The organism is Mycobacterium sp. E740 (genome assembly GCF_001672895.1).
Taxonomy (GTDB): domain Bacteria; phylum Actinomycetota; class Actinomycetes; order Mycobacteriales; family Mycobacteriaceae; genus Mycobacterium.
In genome coordinates this window covers 1-24,111 of sequence record NZ_LZKP01000145.1, presented here as the reverse complement: position 1 = coordinate 24,111, position 24,111 = coordinate 1, and the positions used below count along the sequence as shown (strand labels likewise).

27 protein-coding genes and 1 pseudogene are annotated in these 24,111 nt (G+C 66.7%); 12 read left to right on the top strand and 16 right to left on the bottom strand.

Going from position 1 to position 24,111, the window contains the following annotated elements:
* The 3 genes from A5663_RS13770 to A5663_RS23835 form a co-directional block, all read left to right on the top strand.
* Positions 1-385: amidohydrolase family protein (locus A5663_RS13770; RefSeq protein ID WP_156744477.1), on the top strand; the 385-nt coding region annotated here is incomplete at its 5' end.
* Complete coding sequence (gene lnt / locus A5663_RS13765; protein ID WP_068149710.1) at positions 378-2,018, top strand: apolipoprotein N-acyltransferase; 1,641 nt, start codon at positions 378-380, stop codon at positions 2,016-2,018. The genes A5663_RS13770 and lnt, both read left to right, overlap by 8 nt.
* Entirely contained in the window at positions 2,015-2,791 is a 777-nt protein-coding gene (locus tag A5663_RS23835) for a polyprenol monophosphomannose synthase (RefSeq protein ID WP_068149708.1), read from the top strand. Before lnt ends, A5663_RS23835 begins: the two co-directional genes overlap by 4 nt.
* A gap of 108 nt (positions 2,792-2,899) precedes the next feature.
* On the opposite strand, the gene rbpA is transcribed toward A5663_RS23835, so the two are convergent.
* Positions 2,900-3,238, bottom strand: coding sequence for an RNA polymerase-binding protein RbpA (rbpA, locus tag A5663_RS13755; RefSeq protein ID WP_068149704.1), 339 nt, complete (start codon positions 3,236-3,238; stop codon positions 2,900-2,902).
* 125 nt (positions 3,239-3,363) lie between these two features.
* On the opposite strand from rbpA, the gene A5663_RS13750 reads away from it, so the two are divergent.
* Positions 3,364-3,705, top strand: a complete 342-nt coding sequence (locus A5663_RS13750) for a hypothetical protein (protein WP_369816632.1) — start codon at positions 3,364-3,366, stop codon at positions 3,703-3,705.
* A 4-nt stretch (positions 3,706-3,709) separates the two neighbouring features.
* On the opposite strand, the gene A5663_RS13745 is transcribed toward A5663_RS13750, so the two are convergent.
* Complete coding sequence (locus A5663_RS13745; RefSeq protein ID WP_068149700.1) at positions 3,710-4,390, bottom strand: hypothetical protein; 681 nt, start codon at positions 4,388-4,390, stop codon at positions 3,710-3,712.
* Between the two features lie 72 nt (positions 4,391-4,462).
* On the opposite strand from A5663_RS13745, the gene A5663_RS13740 reads away from it, so the two are divergent.
* Complete coding sequence (locus A5663_RS13740) at positions 4,463-5,983, top strand: carboxylesterase/lipase family protein (protein ID WP_068149722.1); 1,521 nt, start codon at positions 4,463-4,465, stop codon at positions 5,981-5,983.
* Positions 5,984-6,022: 39 nt separating this feature from the next.
* Positions 6,023-7,981 (top strand): phosphotransferase, encoded by a 1,959-nt coding sequence (locus A5663_RS13735; protein ID WP_068149697.1) that lies wholly within the window; start codon positions 6,023-6,025, stop codon positions 7,979-7,981.
* A gap of 88 nt (positions 7,982-8,069) precedes the next feature.
* On the opposite strand, the gene A5663_RS13730 is transcribed toward A5663_RS13735, so the two are convergent.
* From A5663_RS13730 to A5663_RS13720, 3 genes are all read right to left on the bottom strand, one after another.
* Positions 8,070-8,396: a YnfA family protein gene (locus tag A5663_RS13730; RefSeq protein ID WP_068149694.1), complete on the bottom strand. Its 327-nt coding sequence runs from the start codon at positions 8,394-8,396 to the stop codon at positions 8,070-8,072.
* 94 nt (positions 8,397-8,490) lie between these two features.
* The gene (locus A5663_RS13725) at positions 8,491-9,366 is read right to left on the bottom strand and encodes a hypothetical protein (protein ID WP_068149691.1); all 876 of its coding nucleotides are present in this window, start codon (positions 9,364-9,366) and stop codon (positions 8,491-8,493) included.
* A gap of 57 nt (positions 9,367-9,423) precedes the next feature.
* Positions 9,424-10,128 carry a FadR/GntR family transcriptional regulator gene (locus A5663_RS13720; protein WP_068149688.1) on the bottom strand — a complete coding sequence of 235 codons (705 nt, stop codon included), beginning with the start codon at positions 10,126-10,128 and terminating at the stop codon, positions 9,424-9,426.
* A gap of 123 nt (positions 10,129-10,251) precedes the next feature.
* Here A5663_RS13720 and A5663_RS13715 point away from each other — a divergent pair, with 123 nt between their 5' ends.
* Together A5663_RS13715 and A5663_RS13710 are read left to right on the top strand one after the other, a co-directional pair.
* On the top strand, positions 10,252-10,770 hold the full coding sequence (locus tag A5663_RS13715; protein WP_068149719.1) for a gluconokinase: 519 nt from the start codon (positions 10,252-10,254) through the stop codon (positions 10,768-10,770).
* Complete coding sequence (locus tag A5663_RS13710; protein ID WP_068149684.1) at positions 10,767-12,215, top strand: GntP family permease; 1,449 nt, start codon at positions 10,767-10,769, stop codon at positions 12,213-12,215. The genes A5663_RS13715 and A5663_RS13710 overlap by 4 nt, the downstream gene beginning before the upstream one ends.
* A 16-nt stretch (positions 12,216-12,231) precedes the next feature.
* Here the strand turns inward: A5663_RS13710 and A5663_RS13705 are convergent, their stop codons facing one another.
* The 4 genes from A5663_RS13705 to A5663_RS13690 are packed head-to-tail and all read right to left on the bottom strand — an operon-like array spanning position 12,232 to position 14,949.
* Positions 12,232-12,756: an RDD family protein gene (locus tag A5663_RS13705; protein ID WP_068149681.1), complete on the bottom strand. Its 525-nt coding sequence runs from the start codon at positions 12,754-12,756 to the stop codon at positions 12,232-12,234.
* A 59-nt stretch (positions 12,757-12,815) separates the two neighbouring features.
* The gene (locus tag A5663_RS13700; protein WP_068149678.1) at positions 12,816-13,757 is read right to left on the bottom strand and encodes a DoxX family protein; all 942 of its coding nucleotides are present in this window, start codon (positions 13,755-13,757) and stop codon (positions 12,816-12,818) included.
* A 42-nt stretch (positions 13,758-13,799) separates the two neighbouring features.
* The gene (locus A5663_RS13695) at positions 13,800-14,300 is read right to left on the bottom strand and encodes a DUF6328 family protein (protein ID WP_068149674.1); all 501 of its coding nucleotides are present in this window, start codon (positions 14,298-14,300) and stop codon (positions 13,800-13,802) included.
* A gap of 43 nt (positions 14,301-14,343) precedes the next feature.
* On the bottom strand, positions 14,344-14,949 hold the full coding sequence (locus tag A5663_RS13690) for a PaaI family thioesterase (RefSeq protein WP_068149716.1): 606 nt from the start codon (positions 14,947-14,949) through the stop codon (positions 14,344-14,346).
* 100 nt (positions 14,950-15,049) lie between these two features.
* Between A5663_RS13690 and A5663_RS13685 the strand changes: the two genes are divergently transcribed.
* Positions 15,050-15,718, top strand: coding sequence for a PadR family transcriptional regulator (locus tag A5663_RS13685; protein ID WP_068149671.1), 669 nt, complete (start codon positions 15,050-15,052; stop codon positions 15,716-15,718).
* Here the strand turns inward: A5663_RS13685 and A5663_RS13680 are convergent, their stop codons facing one another.
* Complete coding sequence (locus tag A5663_RS13680) at positions 15,719-17,419, bottom strand: 3-ketosteroid-delta-1-dehydrogenase (protein WP_068149668.1); 1,701 nt, start codon at positions 17,417-17,419, stop codon at positions 15,719-15,721.
* A gap of 100 nt (positions 17,420-17,519) precedes the next feature.
* Here A5663_RS13680 and A5663_RS13675 point away from each other — a divergent pair, with 100 nt between their 5' ends.
* Together A5663_RS13675 and A5663_RS13670 are read left to right on the top strand one after the other, a co-directional pair.
* The gene (locus A5663_RS13675) at positions 17,520-18,659 is read left to right on the top strand and encodes a Rieske 2Fe-2S domain-containing protein (RefSeq protein ID WP_068149665.1); all 1,140 of its coding nucleotides are present in this window, start codon (positions 17,520-17,522) and stop codon (positions 18,657-18,659) included.
* Complete coding sequence (locus A5663_RS13670; protein ID WP_068149661.1) at positions 18,656-18,964, top strand: ferredoxin; 309 nt, start codon at positions 18,656-18,658, stop codon at positions 18,962-18,964. The genes A5663_RS13675 and A5663_RS13670 overlap by 4 nt, the downstream gene beginning before the upstream one ends.
* A 16-nt stretch (positions 18,965-18,980) precedes the next feature.
* Here the strand turns inward: A5663_RS13670 and A5663_RS13665 are convergent, their stop codons facing one another.
* From A5663_RS13665 to A5663_RS13640, 6 genes are all read right to left on the bottom strand, one after another.
* Positions 18,981-20,057 carry a hypothetical protein gene (locus tag A5663_RS13665; protein WP_068149659.1) on the bottom strand — a complete coding sequence of 359 codons (1,077 nt, stop codon included), beginning with the start codon at positions 20,055-20,057 and terminating at the stop codon, positions 18,981-18,983.
* A 72-nt stretch (positions 20,058-20,129) separates the two neighbouring features.
* Positions 20,130-21,071, bottom strand: a complete 942-nt coding sequence (locus tag A5663_RS13660) for an alpha/beta hydrolase (RefSeq protein ID WP_068149656.1) — start codon at positions 21,069-21,071, stop codon at positions 20,130-20,132.
* Positions 21,071-21,922 carry an SDR family oxidoreductase gene (locus A5663_RS13655; protein ID WP_068149654.1) on the bottom strand — a complete coding sequence of 284 codons (852 nt, stop codon included), beginning with the start codon at positions 21,920-21,922 and terminating at the stop codon, positions 21,071-21,073. Before A5663_RS13655 ends, A5663_RS13660 begins: the two co-directional genes overlap by 1 nt.
* Before the next feature lie 4 nt (positions 21,923-21,926).
* Complete coding sequence (locus A5663_RS13650; RefSeq protein WP_068149652.1) at positions 21,927-22,409, bottom strand: nuclear transport factor 2 family protein; 483 nt, start codon at positions 22,407-22,409, stop codon at positions 21,927-21,929.
* An 82-nt stretch (positions 22,410-22,491) separates the two neighbouring features.
* Positions 22,492-23,301: an integrase core domain-containing protein gene (locus A5663_RS13645; RefSeq protein WP_082974123.1), complete on the bottom strand. Its 810-nt coding sequence runs from the start codon at positions 23,299-23,301 to the stop codon at positions 22,492-22,494.
* 128 nt (positions 23,302-23,429) lie between these two features.
* Positions 23,430-23,774, bottom strand: a complete 345-nt coding sequence (locus A5663_RS13640; RefSeq protein ID WP_068149641.1) for a helix-turn-helix domain-containing protein — start codon at positions 23,772-23,774, stop codon at positions 23,430-23,432.
* 100 nt (positions 23,775-23,874) lie between these two features.
* On the opposite strand from A5663_RS13640, the pseudogene A5663_RS13635 reads away from it, so the two are divergent.
* Positions 23,875-24,111: pseudogene (locus tag A5663_RS13635) on the top strand (hypothetical protein); the annotation flags it as partial.

The window sequence follows — 24,111 nt, the reverse complement described above, 5'->3', positions numbered from 1 at the left end:
GCTGTTAGCATCCCAAGGCGTGCCTCTCGCGTTCGGTTCCGACAGCCCTGTCACCGGCATGGACCCGTGGGCGACGGTGCGCGCGGCGACGCGACACCGGACACCGGGCAGCGCGTTGTCGGCGCGGGCGGCGTTCGCGGCAAGCACTCGCGGCGCGTGGCGGGCCGCCGGCGTGCGCGACGGGATGACGGGCACATTGGTGCCCGGTGCGGTCGCGTCGTACGCGGTCTGGGAGGTCGACGAGCTCGAGGTCAGCGCCCCGGCCGATGCGGTGCAGCGCTGGTCGACGGACCAGCGGTCGCGCGTCCCACCGCTGCCGAGGCTCGACGGCCCGTCGCCCCGTTGCCGGCAGACGGTTCACCGAGGGGTCTCCATCTATGGCTGAAACCGATTCTCGCACAAGACGATTCGGCCGATCGCTGGTGAGCCGGCTGCCACAGCTAAGCGCCGCGATCATGGCGGGCCTGCTGCTCTGCTTGAGCTTTCCGCCGTTCGGCTGGTGGTACCTGGGGTTCCTTGCGTTCGCACTGTTGGGGTGGGTGCTGACGCGCCCGACCACGACCGTGTGGGGCGGGCTCGGTTACGGATTCGTCTTCGGAGCGGCGTTCTACCTGCCGCTGCTGCCGTGGGTCGGCGCATTCGTCGGACCGATCCCGTGGATCGGGTTGGCACTCGCCGAGTCGGTGTTCACCGCGCTGTTCGGCGCCGCCGCCGTGACGGTGCGCGCGTTGCCGGGCTGGCCGCTGTGGTTCGCTGGGGTGTGGGCAGTGCAGGAATGGCTCAAGTCGACGGTGCCGTTCGGCGGATTCCCCTGGGGCGTCGTTGCTTACGGCCAGTCCGAGAGCCCGCTGCGGTCGATCGCCCAACTCGGCGGAGCGCCGCTGCTGTCTTTCGCGGTGGTGCTCGTCGGATTCAGCTTGGCGGCACTCGTGGTGGAAGTCGCACAACGGTGGCGACGCGACACGAGCCGAAACGCCGCACCGCCGGCCGTGGTACTGCCGGGAGTGTGCATCAGCGCGGTGCTGCTGGTCACCGCGCTCACATGGCCGCACGTCCGCCAATCCGGCTTCGGTGCCGGTGACGAAGCGTCGACCACCGTGGCCGTCGTACAGGGCAACGTCCCTCGACTCGGGCTGGACTTCAACGCGCAGCGGCGCGCGGTGCTCGACAACCACGTACGGGAAACCATGCGGCTCGCCGAGGACGTCCGCGCCGGGCGAGCACCGCGTCCACGGTTCGTCGTCTGGCCGGAGAACTCGTCGGATATCGATCCGTTGGCGAATCCCGATGCGCAAGAACTGATCTCGCGCGCAGCCACAGCCATCGACGCGCCGATCCTGGTCGGTGCGGTCGTCGAAGCGCCGGACGCCACCCCCGACAACCCCGCCTCGACCAACTCCGTGATCGTCTGGGATCCGGGCACCGGGCCCGCAGAACGGCACGACAAGCAGATCGTCCAGCCATTCGGCGAGTACCTGCCGCTGCGCAGCTTCTTCCGGCACTTCTCGCCGTATGCGGACCGGGCGGGTTACTTCGTTCCCGGCGACGGCACCGGAGTGGTGCACGCCGCAGGGGTTCCGGTCGGGGTGGCGACCTGCTGGGAGGTGATCTTCGACCGGGCGACCCGCGAGTCGGTGCGCAACGGGGCCCAACTGCTGGCCGTTCCCTCCAACAACGCCACCTTCACCGAGTCGATGAGCGAACAGCAGCTCGCGATCGCCCGGCTGCGGGCCGTCGAGCACGACCGCTACGTCGTCGTCGCGGGCACCACCGGAATCAGCGCGGTCATCGCCCCCGACGGCAGGGAAGTGGCCCGAACCGAGTTCAACGAACCGGCCTACCTCGACACCGCGGTACGGCTGAAAACCCAGCTCACGGCGGCGACGCGATGGGGTCCGTGGATCGAGGGCCTGCTCGTGGCCGTCGGTCTGGGCGGTGTGATCGCCGCGATACTGCACAATTGGACCTTTGTGCGTCGTCGAGTGAGCGGCGGCAACAAAGGTAGAGGAGCCACATGACGACGGGCCCGGGCCCGGGGGAACGCCCAAGCCAGCGCACGCTGGTCATCATCCCCACCTACAACGAGCGGGAGAACCTGCCGCTGATCATCGGTCGTGTCCAGCAGGCGCGCCCGGAGGTGCACATCCTGGTCGTCGACGACGGCAGCCCCGACGGCACCGGCACGCTCGCCGACGAGTTGGCCCTCGCGGACCCGGATCGCATCCACGTCATGCACCGCACCGCCAAGGGTGGCCTCGGCGCTGCTTACCTGGCCGGCTTCGGCTGGGGTCTGAGCCGCGAGTACGCCGTGCTCGTCGAGATGGACGCCGACGGCAGCCATCCGCCCGAGCAGCTGTACCGGTTGCTCGACGCCATCGACGCGGGGGCCGATCTCGCGATCGGCTCGCGCTACGTCGCCGGGGGAGAGGTGCGCAACTGGCCGCGCCGGCGCCTGGTGCTGTCGCGGACCGCGAACGGCTACTCCCGAGTGCTGCTCGGGGTGGACATCCACGACATCACCGCCGGTTACCGCGCGTACCGCCGCGAGGTGTTGGAGAAGATCGACCTGTCTGCGGTCGACTCCAAGGGCTATTGCTTCCAGATCGACCTGACCTGGCGCACGATCAACAACGGTTTCGCCGTCGTCGAGGTGCCGATCACCTTCACCGAACGCGAATTCGGTCAATCCAAGATGAGCGGGTCCAACATCCGCGAAGCCCTGTTCAAGGTCGCGGAGTGGGGTATCCGCGGGCGCATCGACCGCGGCCGAGGAGTCAGCGCCACGAGGTGACGCCTGGCTCATTTGCCTTGGTTGCCTTATTTGGCGCGAGCGACCGTGTTTGTCCGGCGACACGCCGTGATTCGCGGGCAGAAAGCGGTCGCTCGTGAGCGACCAGGGTCAGTTGCCGCGGCGGCGCGCTTTGATGATGTCGAGGCGCTCCTTGAGCAACTCCTCGAGCTCCTCGACCGACCGCCGCTCCAACAACATGTCCCAGTGCGTCCTGGGCGGCTTCGTCTTCTTCGGCTCCGGGGCGTCACCCTCGATGAGGGTTCCTTCCATACCGTTGCGGCACAGCCAGGTGTGGGGAATCTCGGCGTCGTCGGCGAAGGGAACGTCGAACTCCTCGCCGTTGTCGGTGCGGTAGCGCGCGACCTGACGCGGCGCCAAGTCATGGTTGCGGTCGGTCTCGTAGCTCACGGCTCCGAGGCGACTTCCCCGCAGGACACGATCAGCCATCGTCAAACACTCCTCGATCAGCGCATAAAGGTCTGGGTAAGCAACGCAGCACCCCGCTGTGAAGTTCCCGACTCGACCGTCGATGATACCGGGAATTCCTGCGGCTCCGGTTTACAGTCACGGCCGTGGCACCCGGGATCAAGAAGCGTCTACGCGCGCAATCATGTCGCTGGTGCGGCCGCGAGGTCGACGACGTCGGGCTCGGCAGGCGCCGGCAGTACTGCCGGCAGTCCTGTCGGCAACGCGCATACGAACAGCGCAGCCTGATCAAAGGCACTTCACTGGCACCCGACGCCGTCGTGCTCAGTCCGGAGGAGGCCGCCGAGCTCGCCGACCGCGTCTACCAGGTCCGATGCGCCGCGGAGGACGTCGCGACGGCAGTCGAGGAGGGTGCGGCGACCGGAGAGCTGCGGGAACTCTGCGATGCGTTGGTCAGGGCGGCCAAAGCAGCCGACGGCTGGCGCTGACCGGTCAGCAGCTGAATTTCTCGCCGGTCTGCGGCGGTGCGGTGACCTGTTGCAGGCAGCCGAACGGTTCGACGCCTGCGTCGGACAACTTCACCGCGGTCTGAGCCGCATCGTTGGCGCAGAACAGACCCACAGAATCGCTGCGGCAGCGGTAGTCGCCGAAGGTGAGAACCCGGCCGTAGGGCAGCTCGGCACCTTGTCCGGCGACGAAACGGCCGGGGTCCCCGTGCACGGATCCGATGGTCACGTTGCTGCCGTCGTAATCGACCCAGCCGCCTTTCCATTCGCCGTAGGCGTCCGCCGGCCGGGGCGGGGGATCGATCAGCTCCACCAGGCAGGCCAGGGCGCCTTCGCTGTAGTCGGCGTCGGTCATGCAGCTCGTCTTGCCGGACGGCGTGGTGAACGCGACGTCCGCGCCCAACTGTGTGGTCTGGCCGTCCCGGGTGGCTGAGTGGTACTGCGCGGCATCAGCGGGCTCGCCGGCCTTGATCCAGGCGACCACGTCACCGATCGGCGCGCCGGGGGCCGGGGGAGCGGCGGGCTTGGCGGTGCTGGGCGTGGTCGTGGTGTGCGTCGGTGAGCTGGACGACGCCGGCGGAATCGGTTGGATTCGCTCGGCCTGCCCGCCCGTCGTCGAGGAACATCCCGCTACCAACACAGACGCGATCAGCACCGCCATTCGCATACCGGCCAGGCTAGCGGGCCGACACGCAATCCCTGGCCAGGCGTGGCCGCAGGCCATTGCTAACGTCGGATGATGCACGAACACACCGTCCGCGCAACGATCTCATCCGGCACGGTCGAGGGCTTCAGCCGTGACGGCGTGCACCGGTGGCGAGCCATCCCGTACGCCCGCCCGCCGGTGGGGCCGCTGCGGCTGCGCGCGCCCCAGCCCGTGCAGCCCTGGCGCGGCGTGCGGTACTGCCACGGGTACGGAAACTGCGCACCGCAGCAACGCATGTACACGATCCTGGCGCCCGGCAAGTACCAGCCGATGAGCGAAGACTGCCTGACGCTCAACGTGGTGAGTCCCAAGAAGCGCTCGGAGTCGGCCGGAAAGTCCGGGCTGCCGGTCATGGTCTTCATCCACGGCGGCGGTTACTTCATGGGCAGCTCGGCAACGCCGCTTTACGACGGGGCGGCGTTGGCACGCAAAGGTTGTGTGTACGTCTCGGTGAACTACCGCTTGGGCGCCCTGGGGTGTCTCGATCTTTCGTCGTTGTCCAACAAGGACTTCGCGATCGACGACAACCTGTACCTGCGCGACCTGGTGATGGCGCTGCGCTGGGTTCGCGACAACATCGCGGTGTTCGGCGGCGATCCCGACAACGTGACGATCTTCGGTGAGAGCGCAGGCGCACACGCCGTCGCCACGCTGCTCGCCGTCCCGGCCGCCAAAGGTCTATTCACCCATGCCATTTCGGAGAGCCCGGCCGCCGGGATGGTGCGCACCCCCGAGGTCGCCGCTCAGTACGCGACGAGGTTCGCCGAGATGCTGGGTGCGACAGATCACGACGGCGCCAACGCGGTGATGGCGGCCCGTCCCGCCGAACTGGTCAGCGCGTTCGAGCGGCTCATCAAGCACGGCCAGCGCGAGATGCTCGGGGCCTTCGCCGCTGGACCCACCGCCGGAACCGACTATCTGCCACTGGACCCGGTCGAGGCGATGCGCAGTGGCGATGCCCACCGGGTGCCTCTCATCGTCGGGACGAATGCCGAGGAGGCGCGGCTCTTCGGCCGGTTCCTCAAGCTGCTGCCGATGTCGGAGCCGATGATCGAGCGGCTGCTCGCCGAGACCGAACCCGAAGAGCGCGAACGAATCACCGCGGCGTACCCGGGTTATCCGAACCCGGCGGCGTGCATCCAGTTCGGTGGCGATTTCGCGTTCGGATCGGCTGCCTGGCAGATCGCCGAGGCGCACAGCCGGCATGCTCCGACATACCTGTACCGCTACGACTACGCGCCGCGGCCGCTGCGCTGGTCGGGCCTCGGGGCCACCCACGCCACCGAACTGCTCGCCGTGTTCGACGTCTACCGAACGAACTTCGGCCGGTTGCTCACCGCGGCCGGCGACCGCCGCACCGCGCTGCGCGTCAGCGACGACGTGCAGCGCCGCTGGCGTGAGTTCGCGCGTACCGGTGTGCCGGGCGACGACTGGCCCGTCTACACCAGCACTGACCGTGCGGTTCGCGTATTCGACCGGCGTCCGCGCATCGAGTTCGATCCAAACGCTGCCCGCAGGCAAGCGTGGGAGGGCTTCTCGTTGGCCGCTCGATGATGTTGCACTACAACTTGTTTCGTCACATGGAGGTGACCTTTGCCCGCAACCGGTGTTGTCGAGCGGCCCGCTGACCTGACCGCTGGATGGCTGGCGCTCGCCATCGGCTCACCGGTCGCGGAGTTCTCCTATGAGCGCATCGGCACGGGCCAGATGAGCGAGTGCTACCGCGTTGCGCTGACGTACGCGGAAGGCGGCAGCGGGCCCGCGTCGGTCGTCCTGAAGGTGGCCGCCACCGACCCGGTGAGCCGGCAGACGGGGCTTGCGCTCGGACTCTACGAACGTGAGGTCCGGTTCTACACCGACATCGCGCCGCGCATCGGCGGACCGGTGGCGCCGTGCTACTCCTCTGGGTTCGACGCCGACACCGGCGCCTTCCACCTTCTGCTCGGCGATGCCGGGCCCGCGACCGTCGGCGACGAAATCCGCGGCGCCTCAGCCGAACAGGCCATGTTGGCGCTGGCAGAGCTCGGCCGCTTGCACGGCCCGCTACTCGGCGATTCCGCTGCGGCCAGCGCCGACTGGCTCAACCGGGACGCCCCGGTCAACCAGGCGCTGATCTCCGGGCTGTACGCCGGGTTCGCCGAACGCTATGCCGACCAGATCGCCCCCGAGCACCGCGCGGTGTGTGAGCGGCTGGTCGGTAGCTTCGATGCCTACCTTGCCGCGGAGGCGGGCGACGACCGGATCAGAGGGCTCGTGCACGGCGACTACCGCCTCGACAACATGCTTTTCGGCCAGCCCGGAGCCGATCGTCCACTGACCGTGGTGGATTGGCAGACGGTGACGTGGGGGCCGGCGATGACGGATGTGGCGTACTTCCTCGGTTGCGCCCTGCCTGTCGAAGTGCGCCGCGCACACTATGAACCGCTGTTGCGCGCCTACCACGGTGCGCTCGGAGCGAAGGCGCCGATCAGTTTCGACGACGTGCGCGACGGCGTGCGCAGGCAGAGCTTCTTCGGCGTGATGATGGCGATCATCTCTTCGATGCTCGTCGAGCGGACCGACCGCGGCGACGAGATGTTCATGACCATGCTGCAGCGCCATTGCCAGCATGTGCTCGACGTCGGTGCGCTGGACGTGCTGCCGGAACCGATTGTACCCGAGCCGTTGTCACCAGCCGCCGATGACGAAGGCGAGCACGCCGCCGGCGACGAGCCGCTGTGGAACGAGAGCTGGTACTACGACTTCGTCGACCCGCGACAGGAAATCGGCGGATGGGTGCGACTCGGGCTGTACCCGAACCTGAAAGCCTCGTGGGTGAACGGCTTGGTATGCGGTCCGGGCATTCCGACCTACGCGTTGATCGACTTCGAGGGCACCGGCGCGATCGATCTCGTGCTCACCGCGGTCGAACCGCTGCAGCGGTACCGCGTCACGATGCACGGACGCGGTCAGGCATATGACGATCCGGCGGCGTTGTTGCGCAACGAGTCCGGCCGACCCGTCGAGATCGCGATGGAGCTGGAGTGGACGACGGTCGGCAGGCCCTACCAGTATCGCGTGACGCCGCGTTACGAATTTCCGTGCACGGTGTCGGGAACTGTCCGCGTAGACGGCCGCGAGTTGACGTTCACCGATGTGCCAGGGCAGCGCGACCACTCCTGGGGTGTGCGCGACTGGTGGGCGATGGACTGGGTGTGGAGCGCGCTGCATCTCGACGACGGCACCCATCTGCACGGCGTCGACATTCGCATTCCGGGAGCACCGCCGTTCGGCGTCGGCTATGTGCAGCCGCCGGGTGAGCCGCTGATCGAGCTGCAGACCGTCACTGCGCAGCAATCGTTCTCCGACAATGGGTTACCGCTGCAGACGACGCTGACGCTGACGCCCGGTGACGTCACAGCGACAGCTGAGGTTCGTGGCCATGCGCCTGTCCTGCTCACGTCGCCCGACGGCCGGATCAGCCACTTCCCGCGCGCCTGGGCCACCGTGACGACGGCCGACGGCCGCACGGGCGTGGGCTGGCTGGAGTGGAATCGCAACCAGACCACGTAGACCCCTTTGGCGCGAGCGTGCGTGTTTGCACACGACACGCCGCGCAATTTCAGCACTCTGTGCGCGCTCGTGCCGCGGTGACCGTGCGCTACCGCGGCGCGTACATGATCAAACCCACGCCGACGAGACAGACGAGCACACCCGCGACGTCCCATCGATCCGGTTGGAAGCCGTCGGCCACCATGCCCCAGAGCAGTGAACCGGCGACGAAGACGCCGCCGTACGCCGCGAGCACCCGGCCGAAGTGGGCGTCGGATTGGAACGCGGCAACGAAACCGTAGGCACCGAGTGACATCACACCGACACCCACCCACCACCAGCCGCGGTGCTCTCGCACGCCCTGCCACACCAGCCACGCACCGCCGATCTCGAGGACCGCGGCCAGCACGAACAGCGTCATCGACTTGAGCACCATCACGACGTTCAGCCTGCCGCGAGGATGCGCAAAATGCTGTCACAGCGCGGCGTGTCGTGTGCAGACGCGCACGCTCGCGCCAAAAAGAGGAGGCTCAGGCGCTGTCGTCGTCGAGGTCGTCGCGGCCCAGGCCCATCGGTGTCGCGGCGGGTATGTCACCCGCGGCGATCACCTTCCGCGTGATCGGTGTCAACGCCCGAAACAGTGCTTCGACCTCGGCGTCGTCCAACGCGTCGAGCACGGGCAGTGCGAGTCTGTCGGTGCTGTCCTCGATTCGCTGCTTGAGCTCGCGGCCCGCGTCGGTGAGTTCGTCGCCGCGCAGCAGGCCGCGCTCGGCCAGGCGCTCCCGGTGAAACGCCCATTGTTCGTCGTCGTAGTCGCGGCTGCGCATGATCATCTCCTTGGGCACGCGCCCCGCCGCAGCATGCAGGACGTTCGACTCGCGACCCGATATCCCGTTGTCGACCAGCACCGCGACATGCCCGTCGCCGCGCTGTTCCCGCAACAGCGTGGTCGCATGCCACAGCTTGGCCACCGGTTCGTCCGGCCAGGGCAGCGCCGCGTTCGCGGCGAACAATGGGCGGCCGTCCATAGACGCGTTGCGGGCCGCCTTGGCAGCGAGATCCGCCGCGATGTAGACATCATCGCCGTCGCCGACGCCGCACCGCTTCAGCGCCGCCACCGCGGACTCCAGTCGAGCATGCAGCGCGTCGGCCGGCCCGGCGACATCCCAGGCCGCGGGCAACGCTTTGGCGACGCGAAAGGGCGCGAAGTTGTAGAACGCCGCCGTCACGACTTCGGCGGGCACCAGCCCGAACGGCGCCGATCGGGCCGCGAAGTAGCCCATCCAAAACCCCTTGTAGCCAAGGCCGTCGAGCGCGGCGCGGGATTCCGGGGCGAAGTAGGTGACGGCGTGCACAGGTTCGAGCCGATTGAAGAATCGGCGTGCCAGCTTCGGTTGCCTGTCCATGTCGGCAGTTAACCACCCGGCCCACCGTCGGGTAACCCTGGTCCCCGCACAGCGCGGCTAGTCCTGCTCGGCGACAGCCGAACTCGCCTCGTCGATGATCGCTCGCATCGCCTGCTCGGCGGCCGCCTCGTCGCCCATCCGGATCGCCCGCGCGACCTGGTCGTGCAGATCGATCGCCGCGGGGTTCGGTGTCGCGGGCATCATGCGGTGATGGGTGCGACCGGTGAGCACCTCGGAGACGACGTCGTTGAGCGCGCGGAACATCTCGTTGCCGCTGGCTTCGAGCAGGGTGCGATGGAAAAGCTTGTCTGCTTCCAGGTACGCGTCCAGATCACCGGCTCGTCCGTGCATCACCATGTCCGACACGGCGGCCGCCATGATGCGGCACTGATCCGGGTCGGCGCGTCGGGCGGCCAGCCCCGCCGCCGCAGGTTCGAAGCCGCGACGCAGCTCCGAGAGTGAGGCCAGTTGGGCCGCGCGATCGCCGGCTTCCAGCCGCCAGCGAATCAGCCGGGGATCGAAGACATTCCACTTGTCGGAGGCCCGAATCGTGATGCCGACGCGGCGCCGCGACTCCACCATGCCCATCGACTCGAGCACGCGGATCACCTCGCGCACGACGCTGCGCGACAGTCCGTGCTGCGTGCTTACCCCGTCCAGGGTCAGCACGTCGCCCGCCGGGTACCGTCCAGAGACGATCGCGGTGCCCAGCGTGGAGAGCAGGCTGCCGTGCAGCGCCCCGACCACTGGTTCAGACGTCACACTTACATCGTTTCATAGTCTGCCTCACCTGCGTAAGAACATATCTTTCTGCAAACTGATTGCAATAGTATGCCTTTTACGGCATGCTGTGTGACGGCAAACACAACCGGGTAGGTGGAGGAGATGGCGTCACCAATCGTCGTCATGGGCGTATCAGGCTCGGGCAAGTCGACAGTCGGGGCGGCGCTGGCGCAGCGCCTGCGCGTGCCGTTCGCCGACGCCGACGACTTCCATCCACCGGCCAACATCGCGAAGATGACCGCCGGTGTGCCGCTTGACGACGACGACCGCTATCCCTGGCTGGAAGCGATCGGCGGGTGGCTGGCCGAGCATTGTGCGACCGGTGGCGTCATCAGTTGTTCGGCGCTGAAGCGGAAGTATCGCGATCAATTGCGCCGGCACTGTGCGGAACTCGAAATCCTGCACCTGTCCGGGACGCCGGAGGTCATCGGGAAGCGCCAGGCGAGCCGCCCCGGTCACTTCATGCCTGCTTCACTGCTGCTGTCCCAGTTCAACACGCTCGAGCCGCTCGGATCCGATGAGCGCGGAATCGCCATCGATGTGGATCAGAGCATCGATGCGATCGTCGAAAGCTACGTCAAGGCAGCCGATTTGAGCTCGACCGACAAGGAGAACCGATGAACGCGGCGATCACCGTGCTGGCGGCCGAGACCGAGTTGCCTGAACCGGTCGCATCGGGTTGGCAGTTGATCGCCGCTGCGCTCGCGGGTATAGCGCTCATCGTCGTGTTCATCACGGTCGCCAAGCTCCACCCGTTCCTCGCGCTCATCTTCGGCGCATTGGCCGTAGGTGTGGTCGCAGGGGTGAACATCGGCGACACACTCGGTTCTTTCGCCGACGGCTTCGGGACCACCGCGGCCGGCGTGGGAATCCTGATCGCTCTGGGCGCGATGTTCGCCAAGCTGCTCGCCGACTCCGGAGGAGCCGACGAGATCGTCGACACCATCATCGGGCGTGCCTCACCGCGGGGGCTTCCGTGGGCAATGGCCCTGGTCGGGGCGATCATTGGGCTACCGATGTTCTTCGAGATCGGCGTGGTTCTGTTGATGCCCGTTATCTACCTGGTCGCGAAACGATCCGGTCAATCGCTGATCACCGTCGGAATTCCCGCGCTGGCAGGGCTTTCCGCGATGCACGGCCTCGTGCCCCCGCATCCGGGTCCGTTGACCGCCATCGACCTGCTGGACGCCGACCTCGGGATCACGTTGGCTCTCGGTGTGGCCGTGGCGATTCCCACCGTCATCGTCGCGGGGCCGCTCTTCGGCAAGCTCGCGGGCCGCTGGGTGGTCCTGGACATCCCCGACCGGTTCGAGGCCGACGACTTCGGTTCCGGTGGCGCCGACACACGAACCACTCGAGCCGAGGCGGGCGCCGCGACGCAGACCGAGACCCGGGTGCGGCCGTCGTTCGGTATCACCTTGTCCTCAGTGCTACTTCCGGTCGCCCTGATGATGGGCAAGGCGCTCGTCGACATCTTCATCGACGACGAGAACAACCTCCTGCGTCAGGCTTTCGACATCCTGGGCCGCCCGCTGATGGCGTTGCTGATCGCCGTGATCGTCGGAGTCTTCACCCTCGGCCGCGGCGCGAAGATGACACGCGATCAGATCACCAAATGCATCGAGTCGTCGCTGCCGCCGGTCGCGGGCATCATCCTGATCGTCGCAGCCGGGGGCGGGTTCAAGCAGGTGCTGGTCGACACCGGTATCGGCACCCAGCTGGCCGAGTGGGCCAAGAACGCCAACGTCTCGGTCGTCCTGCTGGCGTGGGTGCTGGCCGTATTGATCCGGCTCGCAACGGGTTCGGCGACGGTTGCGACAATCACCGCGTCCTCGCTGATGCTCGGCCTGGTCGAAGGGATGAGCAGCGGGGAAGTGTCGCTGGTCGTGCTCGCCGTCGGGGCCGGTTCACTGTTCTTCTCGCATGTGAACGACGCGGGCTTCTGGCTGATCAAGGAATTCTTCGGGATGACGGTGGGCCAGACGATCAAGTCGTGGTCGATCATGGAAACGGTGCTGTCGGTAACCGGATTGGTGTTGGTGCTGCTGCTCGGGATCGTCGTCTGACGACCCGAGCCCTCGCTCAACCCTTGACGACCTGGGTGCCGCCGGCGATCTCGTCGTGCTTGCCCTGCTTGGTGGGGCTGCCGCTGATGGTGACGGCAATGACGATGATCGCGATGACGCCGAGCAGCCCGCCGATGTACGGGATGATCGGAAGCACGGTCCAGGAGTTGCGGATCGCCGACTGCGCGGCGGTGGGCTTGGGCGCGCCGCCGGGTCCCAGTACGCGAAGACCCAGCAGCTTCTTGCCGGGCGTCCACCCCTGGGTGGTCTCGAAGGCGAAGAAATAGACGAACATCAGCACCCCGGTGAACAGGCCGGTCACCATGATGTTGGAGGCGCTGTGGGTGGCGAAGGCCAGCAGTGCGCTGACGATTCCCACGATGATGCCGTCGATGATGCGGGCCAGCCAGCGAATCAGCAGGCCGCCCGGCTGCCCGCCGGTGGGATAGCCGCCGCCGTACTGGCCGGGCTGACCGTACTGGCCGGGCTGACCGTACTGGCCGTACTGGCCGGGCTGGGGTTCGAAATTTCCGCTCGTCATCGGGTCAATGTACCGGTCACGGAGACGGATACGGTGTGCTTTGGCGCCGTTGCGAGCCCTCAGCGGAGCTTGCGCTGTTGGCGTTTGGCCTCTTTGCGCGCCTGCTTGGCCTGCTTGCGCGCCGTATCGGCGAACTCCGCCGCTCGGCCGCGCGCGGTGTCGGCGAGTTCGGGTGCACGGTCGCGCGCCACGTCGGCCCATTCGGAGCCGCGGTCACGAGCCACGTCAGCCCATTCCGAGCCGCGTTCGCGGGCGACATCCGCGAGCACAGCGCCACGCTTGCGCGCCACCTCGGCGATCTCCGGACCGCGTTCACGCGCCGCGTCGGCGAGTTCAGCTCCCCGCTTGCGCGCCGCTTCGGCGATCTCCGGTCCGCGTTCGCGTGCGACCTCCGCCCACTCTGACCCGCGCTCGCGCGCTGCCTCGGCGAGTTCGGCGCCGCGCTCGCGCGCAACGTGCAGGCCCTGGCCTAGCTTGTCGGCCAGCGCGCTGTCGGCGAGCGCACCGCCGGCGGCCGCGCCGACGGGCAACGCGGAGGTGACCGCCTCAGAGACCTTGTGCGCCGCGCGCCGGCCCCGCCAGCCCAGCGAGGGTTTGCCTTCGGTGTCGACCGCGGCGATGATCAGACCGCCGATCAAACTCACGTCGGTGATGAACGCGCGTCGCTCGTCGGCTTTGCGCTTGGGGTCTGTCTCGCTCCAGAACGTATGTCCGCCAAGGCTGCCCGGCACCACACTGAGCGCGAGGGCCGCTGACGCCACCCTGGGCAGTTTGCCGGTGGCCAGCAGCAGACCGCCACCGATCTGCACGGCGGCGGTGACGCGGGCGACCGTCTCGGCGTCGGCGGGCACGTTGGTGCCGACGGGATCGGGCAGCTTGCTCAGACCTTCCAGGGTCGGCCGTGCGGCGTCGGCCGCCGGCTTCGGGCTGCGTAGTGCCTCCACTCCTCTGGCGATGAAGGCTGCAGACAGCATCGGGCGCGCGATACGTCGAATCAACATGGCCCAGGGGTTCCCAAGCCAATGGGGCCGCAAACGTGGATATCAGGCGGCTCCGGAGCCGCGTCGGCACAGCGGCATCACATACCAGAACACCGTGAGCGCGATGAGCGAAACGCCTCCGGCGGTCCACGCCTGAGGGCGGCCCGCGACAGTGTCGAAGATGATCGTCGCGACGCCGGCGAGAGCGACGCCCAGCAGCAGCATGCCGAGCACCGCGTATACGTGTCCCGAAGACACCAGCGTCTTCATCCGGTGCCGGCGGAACAGCAGCCGGTGCATGCTGACCGGGGCGATCAGCAGGATCGCCGCCCCGATCGAACAGGCCACCGTGGCCAGATAGACGTTTCGCATGACCGAGTCGAGATTGGAGAAGTGGTCGGAGAACGGCAGAATCAGCAGAAAGCCCGTGAGCAGCTGGACGCCGGTCTCGGCGACCCGCAGCTCCTGCAACAGGCTCGCCCAATTGCGGTCCAACCGTTCGACTTCCGTCTCGTTGCGGCCGCCGTTCCTACGATCCGGGGTGTGGGGGTGCTCGTTGGCCACAATTGATTCTGGCAGGGCCGTCCCAGCGTGGAGCGGTTTCCGGTCAGTCCCGTTCGGCTGCTTTCGGGAAGATGAAGACGCCCTCCGCTTCGACTGTGGTCCCGTCGGCGTCGGCGATGTGTCCGACCGCGAACGTCTTGGCCCCCTCTACCCGCTCGACCCGGGCCTCGGCGCGTAACGGCTGGCCGAGTCGGGTTCCGCGCCGGTAACGAGTGGTGAGGGTGCCGGTGACGGCCGGTCTGCCCGGCTGGTGTGCCGTGGCGCCGAGGATGTGGTCGAGCAGCATCGCACAGACCCCGCCATGGACGTGCCCGGGCGGTCCCTCGTAGGCGGCCCCGAGCATGAACTCGGACCAGACGGTGCCGCCCGGGTCGTGGTGCACAGTCAGCGGCGGGGCGGCCGGATTGCGCACCCCGATAACGACATTGCCCCATACCATGGCTTCACCGGCGCTCGTGTGCTGCAGGCCGAAGGAACCGTCGTGCAGCGACGTGCTCAATTCCTCGACGAGACAATCGATTCTGTCTTTGGCGGCCGAGACGGTCCCGGCGTCTGCTCGCGTGCGGATGGTGACGTCGATGAGTCGGCGCACCGACTGCGCGAGCGGTTCGTACACCGATCGCAGGTCGGCGAGTCGTTGGGCCGTCATGGCACTCAGGGTGCGCATGCATCCGGGTGCTGCGCAACCTGATTTCCCGGCCAGTGGTGAGTTCGCGATCGTCGTGATCAGGCGTTGTTAGGCTGGCAGAATGGCTGATGACGGGTCCGAGGCGAAGCCGAATCTTGCGGCGACCAGTTGGGCGCTGTTGGGCATGCTGTCGTACGAACACGAGTTGTCCGGCTACGACATCCGCAAGTGGATCGAGTGGAGCATGCGGTTCTTCTACGGGAGCCCGGCGTACAGCCAGATCTACTCGGAGCTCAAGAAATTGGAGCGGCTGGGACTGTTGTCGTCGCGGGTGGAGAACAGCGGCGGCACGCGTAACCGCCGCGTGTACAAAATCACCCAGGCCGGTCTCGACGCCGTGAAGCGCTGGGCCGACGAGGCCCCGGTGGACCCGCCGTCGTTGAAGCACGGGCCGCTGCTGCGCGTGACCTTCGGCCACCTCACCGACCCGGCGCGCCTGAAGGAGATTCTGCAGGAACATGTGGCTTACGCCGACGAGATGCAGCGGCAAGCGGCCAAGGACGCCAAGTGGTCCGGCGTCGAACCCTCGTGGGCATATGCGCACGTCGCATTGCGTTGGGCCGAAAGGTATTACGCGTCCGAACGCGAACTTGCACTGAAGATGCTCAAGGAACTCGACGAAGCGGAGGCGACATTCGCCGACGCCGGGATCGAACGCGGCAGCAGGATTCCTTGGCCGACCCCCGAATACTGGTACGAGATCGAGAAGAAGGCCGAAGCCGACGACTGACTACCCTGCTGCGTCCGCCGCGGCGATGTACCCGTAAACGAGACCCTGAGCGATCGTCGCGCCCGCTCCCGGGTAGGTGGAGCCGAAGGCGTTGGCCGCGGTGTTACCGATCGCGTACAGACCGTCGATGACGGTGCCGCCCTCGCGTAACACGCGAGCACGGTCGTCGGCGCGCAGGCCGCCGCATGTGCCGAGGTCGCTGAGCACCATCTTGACGGCATAGAACGGCGCGCAGTCGAGCGCCCGCAGATTCGGGTTCGGGGTGACCGTCGGGTCGCCGTAGTAGCGGTCATAGGCGCTGGCGCCGCGGCGGAAGTCCGAATCGATTCCGGCGCTGGCATTTTCGTTGAACCTCTGCATCGTCGCCGAGAAGGCCGCCTGGTTCAGTCCCATCTTCGTCGCCAGTTCTGCCAATGTCCCGGCCCGGTGGGCGATGCCGGCGTCGTACCACAGCTTGGGGATCGCCATGCGGGGGAACAGGTCGGCGGCGAACACATAGCTGTTGCGGTACTTCTGGTCGAAGACGATCCACATCGACTCGACCGGATTGCCCGCGCGCTCCCGCTCCAGAACGCATTGACCGAACGACATGTAGTCGGTCGCTTCGTTGACGAAGCGGTTGCCGGTTTGGTCGACGATGATCGACCCGGGCAGCGACCGCTCGGCCAGCATGACTTTCGGGTCGGCGCCTGGCGTCGCGGCGACCGCCGGAAACCACCAGGACTGGTCCATCATGTCGATCGCCGCCCCGAGCTCCTGGGCGATCGTGATCGCGTCGCCGGTGTTGGTCCGCGCGCCGAGACTTGCGTGCTCGGCGAGCCTTTCGGACTGGAACTTCCACCGCATGTCCATGCTGTGGTCGAACCCTCCGGCCGCGAGCACGACCCCGCGCCGCGCCGTCACGGTGACATCCCTCCCGCATTGGCTGAGCACCGCGCCGGTCACCCGGTCACCGTCGGCGACGAGACCTCGCAGCGTGGTATCCGTCCAGATCGGGATTCCGGCCCGCAGCACACCGGCGAACAAACCGGCGGCCAGCGCTTGGCCGCCCGCGACGTATCGGCGTCCGAGCAGCAGCCCGCCCGCGCCTTGGCCGAGCCGTTTGGCGACCAGCGGCAAGCCTTTCCGAGGAACCCGTGACATCAGGTTCAGCCACCGGTAGTCCGCACCCGTCGTCGGCATCGGGATCTTGACTTCCATCACGCCGGGCCGCAGCCGGGGCAGATACCGTCCCAGTACCGCCGAATCGAGCGGCCGGCATTCACATGTGCGGCCAACCGCGCTGCCGCCCACTGCTTCCGGGTGGTAGTCGGAGTAGTCCTTGGCCCAGAACAGGCGCATCGGCGTGGTGCGGCGCAGCAGAGCGACGGTCGCGCCGACGTTGGCCACGAAGGCGGTTGACCGCGCCGCCGGTGCAGTCCCGTCGACTACCGCGTCCAGATAGGTCGTCGCGCGCTGTGCGCTGTCGGTGCCTCCGCCTTCGGCGATGACGCGGCTCGCCGGCAACCAGAGCGCACCGCCGGAGCGGGCGGTCGAACCGCCGACGTACGAGGACTTCTCGACGATCAGTACCGACAATCCTCGTTCGCGACCGGCCAGGGCCGCCGCCATGCCGGTGCCGGATCCGACGACGAGCAGATCGACGGTGGTGTCGCCGACGGGCAAGCCGTCCGGGATGGTCGCTCCGTGTGCGCTGCTCACCTCGCCAAACCTAGATGGCTCGAGCACCAGGCGAAACCGGCCTCCTGATGAGCGGAACAGATCCGTGAACACAGGCTTGATCAGCTGCTAGAACAGCGGTATGACGTTGGAATCCGATATCGAGGTCCGCCAGATCGAGGCCGATGCGGCGCCGACGAGATTCGCCCGGGGATGGCACTGCCTCGGCCTCCTTCGCGACTTCGGAGACGGCAAACCCCATGGCGTGCAGGCCTTCGGCAAGAAGCTGGTCGTCTTTCGCGGCGGCAACGGTCAGATCAATGTCCTCGACGGCTACTGCCGGCACATGGGCGGAGACCTGTCCCAGGGTGAGGTGAAGGGCGACGAGATCGCATGCCCCTTCCACGACTGGCGCTGGGGCGGCGACGGGCGATGCAAGAAGGTCCCGTACAGCAAGCGGGTACCCAGGCTGGCGCGAACGGCCACGTGGACCACTCTCGAGCAGGACGGCATGCTGTTCGTCTGGAACGATCCGGAAGGCAACCCGCCTCCGCCGGAGGTCACCATCCCTCGCATCGAGGGCGCCACCAGCGACGACTGGACGGACTGGCACTGGTACACCACGGTGGTCAACACCAACTGCCGCGAGATCATCGACAACGTCGTGGACATGGCGCACTTCTTCTACATCCACGGCTCGTTGCCGACGCACTTCAAGAACATCTTCGAGGGTCACGTGGCGACCCAGTACATGAACAGTGCCGGCCGACCGGACATCGGTGAGCCGGGCGAGACGCAGATGCTCGGAACGACCTCAGCGGCTTCGTATTTCGGCCCGTCGTTCATGATCGACGACCTGACCTACCACTACACCGACGTCGACCATAAGACGGTGCTGATCAACTGCCACTATCCGATAGACCAGCACTCGTTCGTGCTGCAGTACGGAATCATCGTCAAGAAGTCGGAGACGCTTCCCGAGGAGCTGGCGCTGCAGACGGCCATCGGGCTGGGCGACTTCGTCAAGATGGGTTTCGAGCAGGACGTCGCCATTTGGAAGAACAAGGCGCGCATCGACAACCCGCTGTTGTGCGAAGAAGACGGCCCCGTCTATCAACTCCGCCGGTGGTACGAACAGTTCTACGTCGACATCGCCGACGTGATGCCGGACATGGTGGACCGCTTCGAGTACGAGGTCGACACGACCCGTCCGCGCGAGGAGTGGATGAAGGTGGTCGAGGCGAACCTGGCTGCCAAGTCATCGCTGACGAGTGCGGGATGACCGTCCGCCCGGACAACCGGCTCGACGACGTGCCGATGGTGCCGGTCATCTGCGGTGCCTGTGGCGCGGAAGTGTTGGCGCGCAAGAGTTCCTGGGAGCAGACCACCGTGCAGTGGAACGCCGCGGCGGTGAACGCGTGTCCGCAGCGGCGTGCCGCCGAAGAGCTGGCGGCGCACGGCCGGCCGCCGGTCTTCCTTTCGTGCTCGAAGTTGGTCGAATCCATCTTCGACGCCGTGCGCACAGGCCGGTTGGGAATCGTCGACGAAGAAGAACCGGTGTCAGTTCCCGAATACGGAACCGACTGAGGCACCCCTTCCCGCGTCAGGCGAATTGGAAGGCCGACACCGGAGCCTCCGCCGGATACTCGGTGGGCCCGCCCAGGTCGTAGACCGCATTCAGCGCACCGATGAACGCCGCATCATGCAGCGGCTCGCTCGGCACGTCGAGCTTGATCCCCTTCTTGTGGACGTCGTCGACGAGCATGTCGATGGCCTTGTCGATGGTCAGGTCGTCGCTTCCGTCCATGTTCTTCTTGAGCTCGTCGTAGTCGGCGAACACCTCGGCCGACCAGTGCACCAGGAAGCGCAGCTCGTCGGTGTGGTGACGGGCGATGACGTCCTCGCCGTTCTTGAGCAACCACCAATCGCGGTCGGCCGGATCGCCGGTGAAGACGGTGTCGAACGCCAGACCCGCCGGCGTCTGAAACTCGAGCGGCCCGTTGGCCTCGCCGCGGTGCACCATCATCTCGTTCTGGACCACCACGCCGCGGTTGTAGACCGGCGGGAGCAGGCGTTGTGGCGACTTGAGCGGACCGTCGGGCCAGTAGGTGAAACCGCTGGACTCGTCCAACGAGAACCAGGTGATCACCTGGGCCATCTTGATCAGGTAGTCCTGGAACAGGCCGGACTTGCCCATCACGCTGGTCAGCCACGTCGGTGCGTTCTCGTGGCGCACGCCGCGGAAGCTGGGGGAGTCGAGGTGGCCGGGATCGCGGTTGGCGCACGGCCCGTTGATGTTGAACAGCATCAGTTCCGGCTTCGCATACTCGGCGTTCCAGTAGCTCTTGGCGTAGTTGAGGAACCTCTCGTTGTAGAAGCAGTCGTGCAGTTCGGGATACAACACTGTGCCGTAGCTGGCCAGATAACCGCGGAACGTCGCGGTCAGAAAAAGGTCCATCGAGGGGGTGAACCCCTCGGGGAACATTCCGCTCATGGTGGCCATCAGCTCTTCGGGAGAGGCGAAGTGCTGGGCGATGATCAGGCGCCAAGGCCCCCGGGTGCGGACCACGTCGAGTAGGCGCTCATGTTGGTCGTCGCTGTAGATGTTGTCGATCTGCCGGGGCGGAGAGGCCGGCCGAAGGACATCGGAAAGCTGCGTGCGCTGCTGTTCGGTGAGCATGGCTCGATTGTGGTGCGGCCGCTGAGTATTGGATCGCCACTTGTCCGGTGATCGGGACACCCGTTTCTCATGTCAGAACGGGAGTGGGTTGGCGAACTTGGCCCGCAGCAACGCGCCGATTTCGGCCACTGCCAAACGACCGCGGGCGGTGGCCTCCGAGCGCATCAGAAAGCCGTGGTACGCACCGGGATACCGCGTGAGAGTCGTCTGCACACCGGCGTCCTGCAACCGTTGCGCGTAGCGCTCGCCCCAGTCGCGGATCGGATCGGCGGCCGCGGTCACCACGATCGCCTGCGGCAGCCCCGACAGGTCGGCCACGCCTGCGGGTACTGCATACGGGTGATCCGGGCCGACGGCCAACTCGTGCATGTACTCGATGTCGTCGAGCGACAACATCGGGGCGTCGGGCATCGCGGTGACCGAGGGCACCGTCAGGTTCCTGTCGAGCCCCGGATACATCAGCACCTGGGCGAACAATCCAGGTCCGCCGCGGTCCCGGGCGGCCAGGGCGACAGCCGCGGCGAGCGTGCCGCCCGCACTGTCGCCGGCCACCGCCAATCTCCCCGTGTCGACGTCGATTTCGTCGGCGTGCGCGGCGACCCAGGCCGTCGCGGCGTATGCGTCGTCGAACTGGGCCGGGGGAGGAGCCTCCGGGGCGAGGCGGTAGTCGACGGACACCACGGTCGCATCCGAATAGTGCGCCAGGTTGCGCGCCAGCGGTTCAAACGAGTGATTCGAGCCGAGCACCATGCCGCCGCCGTGGAAGTAGACCACCACCGGCGAGACTGCAGTCAGCGAGGGCCGGTAGATCCGCAGCGGGATATCGCCGCCAGGACCGGCGATGAGCCGGTCTTCCACCTGAGCCATCTCATGCATCGGCGGTAGTGGGGCGGACTCCAGTGCGTTGCGGACGGCGGTGACCCCGCGTTCGCGCATCGAAGGCACCACGCCGAGTTCGGCGACGCGGGCAGCGGCATCGGGATCCAATTGCGGCACAATGCTGTTCGAGACCATCACTCGTCCGCCGGATCGAATCGGCGCTTCGTGCGCAGCGCCGGTGGCCGGCGGTGGACCAGCGTGTCGGCGCGCTCCGCCATTGCGTTGCCGACATACTCGGGCTGGGTGAGCAGATAGAACTCACCGGCGCTTGCCTGCTCGAAGACCACTCGCGCCGCTTCGATCGGATCCATCGCTTCGGTCTTGATGTCCAGCATCGCCGAGCGCTGCGCTTCGGCCGCCGCGACGTCACCGCCGTCGACCCCGCCGGCCGACTCGAAAATGTTCGACTTGACTGCTCCGGGAAGCACCGCTTGAACGTGGATCCGGTCGGCGTGCCCGGCGAATTCGACCTCCAGCCGCAGACACTCCGTCAGCGCCAGCACAGCGTGCTTGCTCATGATGTACGGCGCCTGCAGCGGGACGGCGACGACGCCGCCGATCGATGACAGGTTCCACACCCACGAGGGTGTTGTGGCGGCCAGCATGTGCGGCAGGAACGCGCGCACGCCGTAGAACACGCCGCTGACGTTGATCGCCACCAGCCGGTCCCAGTTGGCGACGGGGGTGTCCCACAAATACCCGAACTGTTCGACGCCGGCGTTGTTGACCAACAACCGCACCGGCCCTATCTCGGAATAGACTTGAGCAGCAAGCGTTTCCATGGCAGCCGCGTCCCGCACGTCACACACCACGTCGACCGCGCCCGGCAGTTCGCCGCGTAGGTCTGCGATGGCTGTGGCGTCAACGTCGACCAGCACTACGGTCATGCCGAGAGCGGCGGCATAACGTGCGAGGCCGGCGCCGATCCCGTTACCGGCGCCGGTGATGACCGCTACGCCGCCGGAGAAAATCTCGCGCGCGGACACCGAACTAGCTGCCGGCTGCCGCGGTCCCGGCAGCGAGTTCAGACAACAGCACCGAATTGGTGGTGTCCAGAACCATCTCCATCTCGGTGAACTGGAGTCCGTTCGCCCCACGGCGCACGGCGACGTTGGCGATACCGCTGGATACCGCGAACGGAACGAAGTTCGCGATCTGGTTGACGAAGATGTAGAAGCGAGCGCGGGTCACGTCGCCGTCACTGCCGGTGCGGTGCAGGTTGGTCGCATGGTGGCGCAGCGGGTACGGGCTCTGCTTGCGGTGCTCGGCGAGCCACTCCATCACGGCTTCGCGGCCGTGCAGTTCGGGTGACATCAGCTCCTCGAAAGGGCTTGCGCCCGAGTCGCTGCGGGTGATGAAGCGCATGTTCTCGGCCTTGGCCGCCGCCATCTCGTCGTAGTCGGCCTCGTCGTAGGCGTACCAGTAGCCGGCGATGAATTCCTGCAGTTCGGACAGCGTGATCTCATTGCTCATGGGAGGGAAGTCAACCGCGACACGGGCCGGGCGACACTTGAAGTGCCCGGTCAGCGGAACGTCGGCGCGGTTGTGTCTTGAGTCAAGAAGTTGGCAGGTTTTTGGTGTCGAGGTAGGCCTGTTTGGGGGTGCGGTCGGCCAGTGCTTGGTGGGGTCGAATGGTGTTGTAGATGATGCGGAATCGGTGGGTTTCCATGTCGAGGGCGTCGCCGTCGCCGATGTAGCCGCGGAAGAGATGCTCATATTTCAGGGTTTCGAAGAATCGCTCGATAACGCCGTTGGTTTGCGGTGATTTGATGCGTGTGCGGATGTGGCGCAGTAGCGGATCATGGCCGGTGAATAGGGTGCGGAAGTCTTTTCCGCGGTAGCAGGGACCGTTGTCGGAGACGATGGCTATCGGAGCCGGTGCGCGGCCGATGACGTTGTCTTCGGCGTCGAGAACGTCCATTTCTCCGCGGTCGAGTCTGAGGTCGGCCAGATTTAGGACGCGGGTGGCTTCCTCGACGGCCAGCCGTACGCAGCCCACGGCGTCGCGGCCGCGGCTGGTGGGTGTGACTGTGACGGCTAGGCAGTATTTGGTGACGTAGTCGATGACCGCGCTGATCCTCCATATTCCGCCGTGGGCGGTTTCGAACTCTGAGAAGTCGGTCTGCCACACTCTGTTACGTTGGGTCGGCGGATCGTGAAAGACGCGTCGACGCAACGCCGCCCATGACTTTCGGTCGGCTCGGAACCCTTGCGGCAGCAGCAGTCCGCGGCGCCGCAATGCACGTTGTACCGACGAATTGGTCACCTCGTGCCCATCGGCGCGCATCAAGGCCGCGATCTTGCGGTAACCCCAGGCTGGCCATTGTTCGGCATATTTGACCGCCAAGTCTTCGATGCGGTCCACAACCGGAGCTGGCCATGGTCCCTTCGGCGGATCGCCAGCTCGTATCCGAGCCAGCCGGCGCCGGTAGGTCCGCTCCGGGATACCCGCTAGACAGGCGAACCTCGAAACCGGCAGACCCGCCGCCTCTCTCAGGATTTCGAGGTCTTGGAAGGGACCTGGTCGGCCAATGCAGCGCCGCGTTGCCAGATCCGCAGCTGCACAGTCGCTTCGGCCAGCGCGAGTTTGAGCTGCTCGTTCTCCAGTTGTAGCCGCCGCTGCTCGGGGCTGCCCTTCGCACCCGCAGGGCCGCTGGGTACTTCCTGTAGCCGCTCCGACCCGGCTTCAAGGAACTGGTGCTTCCATTTGGTCACCTGAGTAGAGGCCACCCCGCACCGCCGAGCAGCCTCGGCGCCGGTCATCTCACCGGCCAACACCGCCAGAACCAGCCGAGTCTTCTCCTCGGCCGGGATTTTCGTTCGTCGTGATCGGACCATGACTTACTCAACCTCCTAGACGGCCCCGCTGTGAATAGCGCGACCCTGACAGAAAGTTTGAGTCAGTGGAGTTGTCAGTGGTCGCACGTATGTTCGAATTATGAGTGCGGGAGCGGTGCAGGCAGCGGTTGCCGCGCTGCGCGCCGCCTATGACGAGCTGGCCGGGTTGCCCGTCGATGCGCTCACCGGGTCTGAGCTGGTTGGTGTGCTTGACGAGCTTGAAACTGTTTCGTGCCGGTTGCCGGCGCAGAGTCATCGCTTGTTGGCGCGTTTGCAGGCCGAGACCACGAGCGCGGCGATGGGCGCCAAGTCGTGGCGCGACGTGCTGGCGATCCGG

Bases quoted from the DNA above. Each gene is read 5' to 3' on its own strand.
- lnt (WP_068149710.1), top strand. From the start codon at position 378: ATGGCTGAAACCGATTCTCGCACAAGACGATTCGGCCGATCGCTGGTG.
- A5663_RS23835 (WP_068149708.1), top strand. From the start codon at position 2,015: ATGACGACGGGCCCGGGCCCGGGGGAACGCCCAAGCCAGCGCACGCTG.
- rbpA (WP_068149704.1), bottom strand. From the start codon at position 3,238: ATGGCTGATCGTGTCCTGCGGGGAAGTCGCCTCGGAGCCGTGAGCTAC.
- A5663_RS13745 (WP_068149700.1), bottom strand. From the start codon at position 4,390: ATGCGAATGGCGGTGCTGATCGCGTCTGTGTTGGTAGCGGGATGTTCC.
- A5663_RS13740 (WP_068149722.1), top strand. From the start codon at position 4,463: ATGCACGAACACACCGTCCGCGCAACGATCTCATCCGGCACGGTCGAG.
- A5663_RS13730 (WP_068149694.1), bottom strand. From the start codon at position 8,396: ATGGTGCTCAAGTCGATGACGCTGTTCGTGCTGGCCGCGGTCCTCGAG.
- A5663_RS13725 (WP_068149691.1), bottom strand. From the start codon at position 9,366: ATGGACAGGCAACCGAAGCTGGCACGCCGATTCTTCAATCGGCTCGAA.
- A5663_RS13715 (WP_068149719.1), top strand. From the start codon at position 10,252: ATGGCGTCACCAATCGTCGTCATGGGCGTATCAGGCTCGGGCAAGTCG.
- A5663_RS13710 (WP_068149684.1), top strand. From the start codon at position 10,767: ATGAACGCGGCGATCACCGTGCTGGCGGCCGAGACCGAGTTGCCTGAA.
- A5663_RS13705 (WP_068149681.1), bottom strand. From the start codon at position 12,756: ATGACGAGCGGAAATTTCGAACCCCAGCCCGGCCAGTACGGCCAGTAC.
- A5663_RS13700 (WP_068149678.1), bottom strand. From the start codon at position 13,757: ATGTTGATTCGACGTATCGCGCGCCCGATGCTGTCTGCAGCCTTCATC.
- A5663_RS13690 (WP_068149716.1), bottom strand. From the start codon at position 14,949: ATGACGGCCCAACGACTCGCCGACCTGCGATCGGTGTACGAACCGCTC.
- A5663_RS13685 (WP_068149671.1), top strand. From the start codon at position 15,050: ATGGCTGATGACGGGTCCGAGGCGAAGCCGAATCTTGCGGCGACCAGT.
- A5663_RS13675 (WP_068149665.1), top strand. From the start codon at position 17,520: ATGACGTTGGAATCCGATATCGAGGTCCGCCAGATCGAGGCCGATGCG.
- A5663_RS13670 (WP_068149661.1), top strand. From the start codon at position 18,656: ATGACCGTCCGCCCGGACAACCGGCTCGACGACGTGCCGATGGTGCCG.
- A5663_RS13665 (WP_068149659.1), bottom strand. From the start codon at position 20,057: ATGCTCACCGAACAGCAGCGCACGCAGCTTTCCGATGTCCTTCGGCCG.
- A5663_RS13660 (WP_068149656.1), bottom strand. From the start codon at position 21,071: ATGGTCTCGAACAGCATTGTGCCGCAATTGGATCCCGATGCCGCTGCC.
- A5663_RS13650 (WP_068149652.1), bottom strand. From the start codon at position 22,409: ATGAGCAATGAGATCACGCTGTCCGAACTGCAGGAATTCATCGCCGGC.
- A5663_RS13640 (WP_068149641.1), bottom strand. From the start codon at position 23,774: ATGGTCCGATCACGACGAACGAAAATCCCGGCCGAGGAGAAGACTCGG.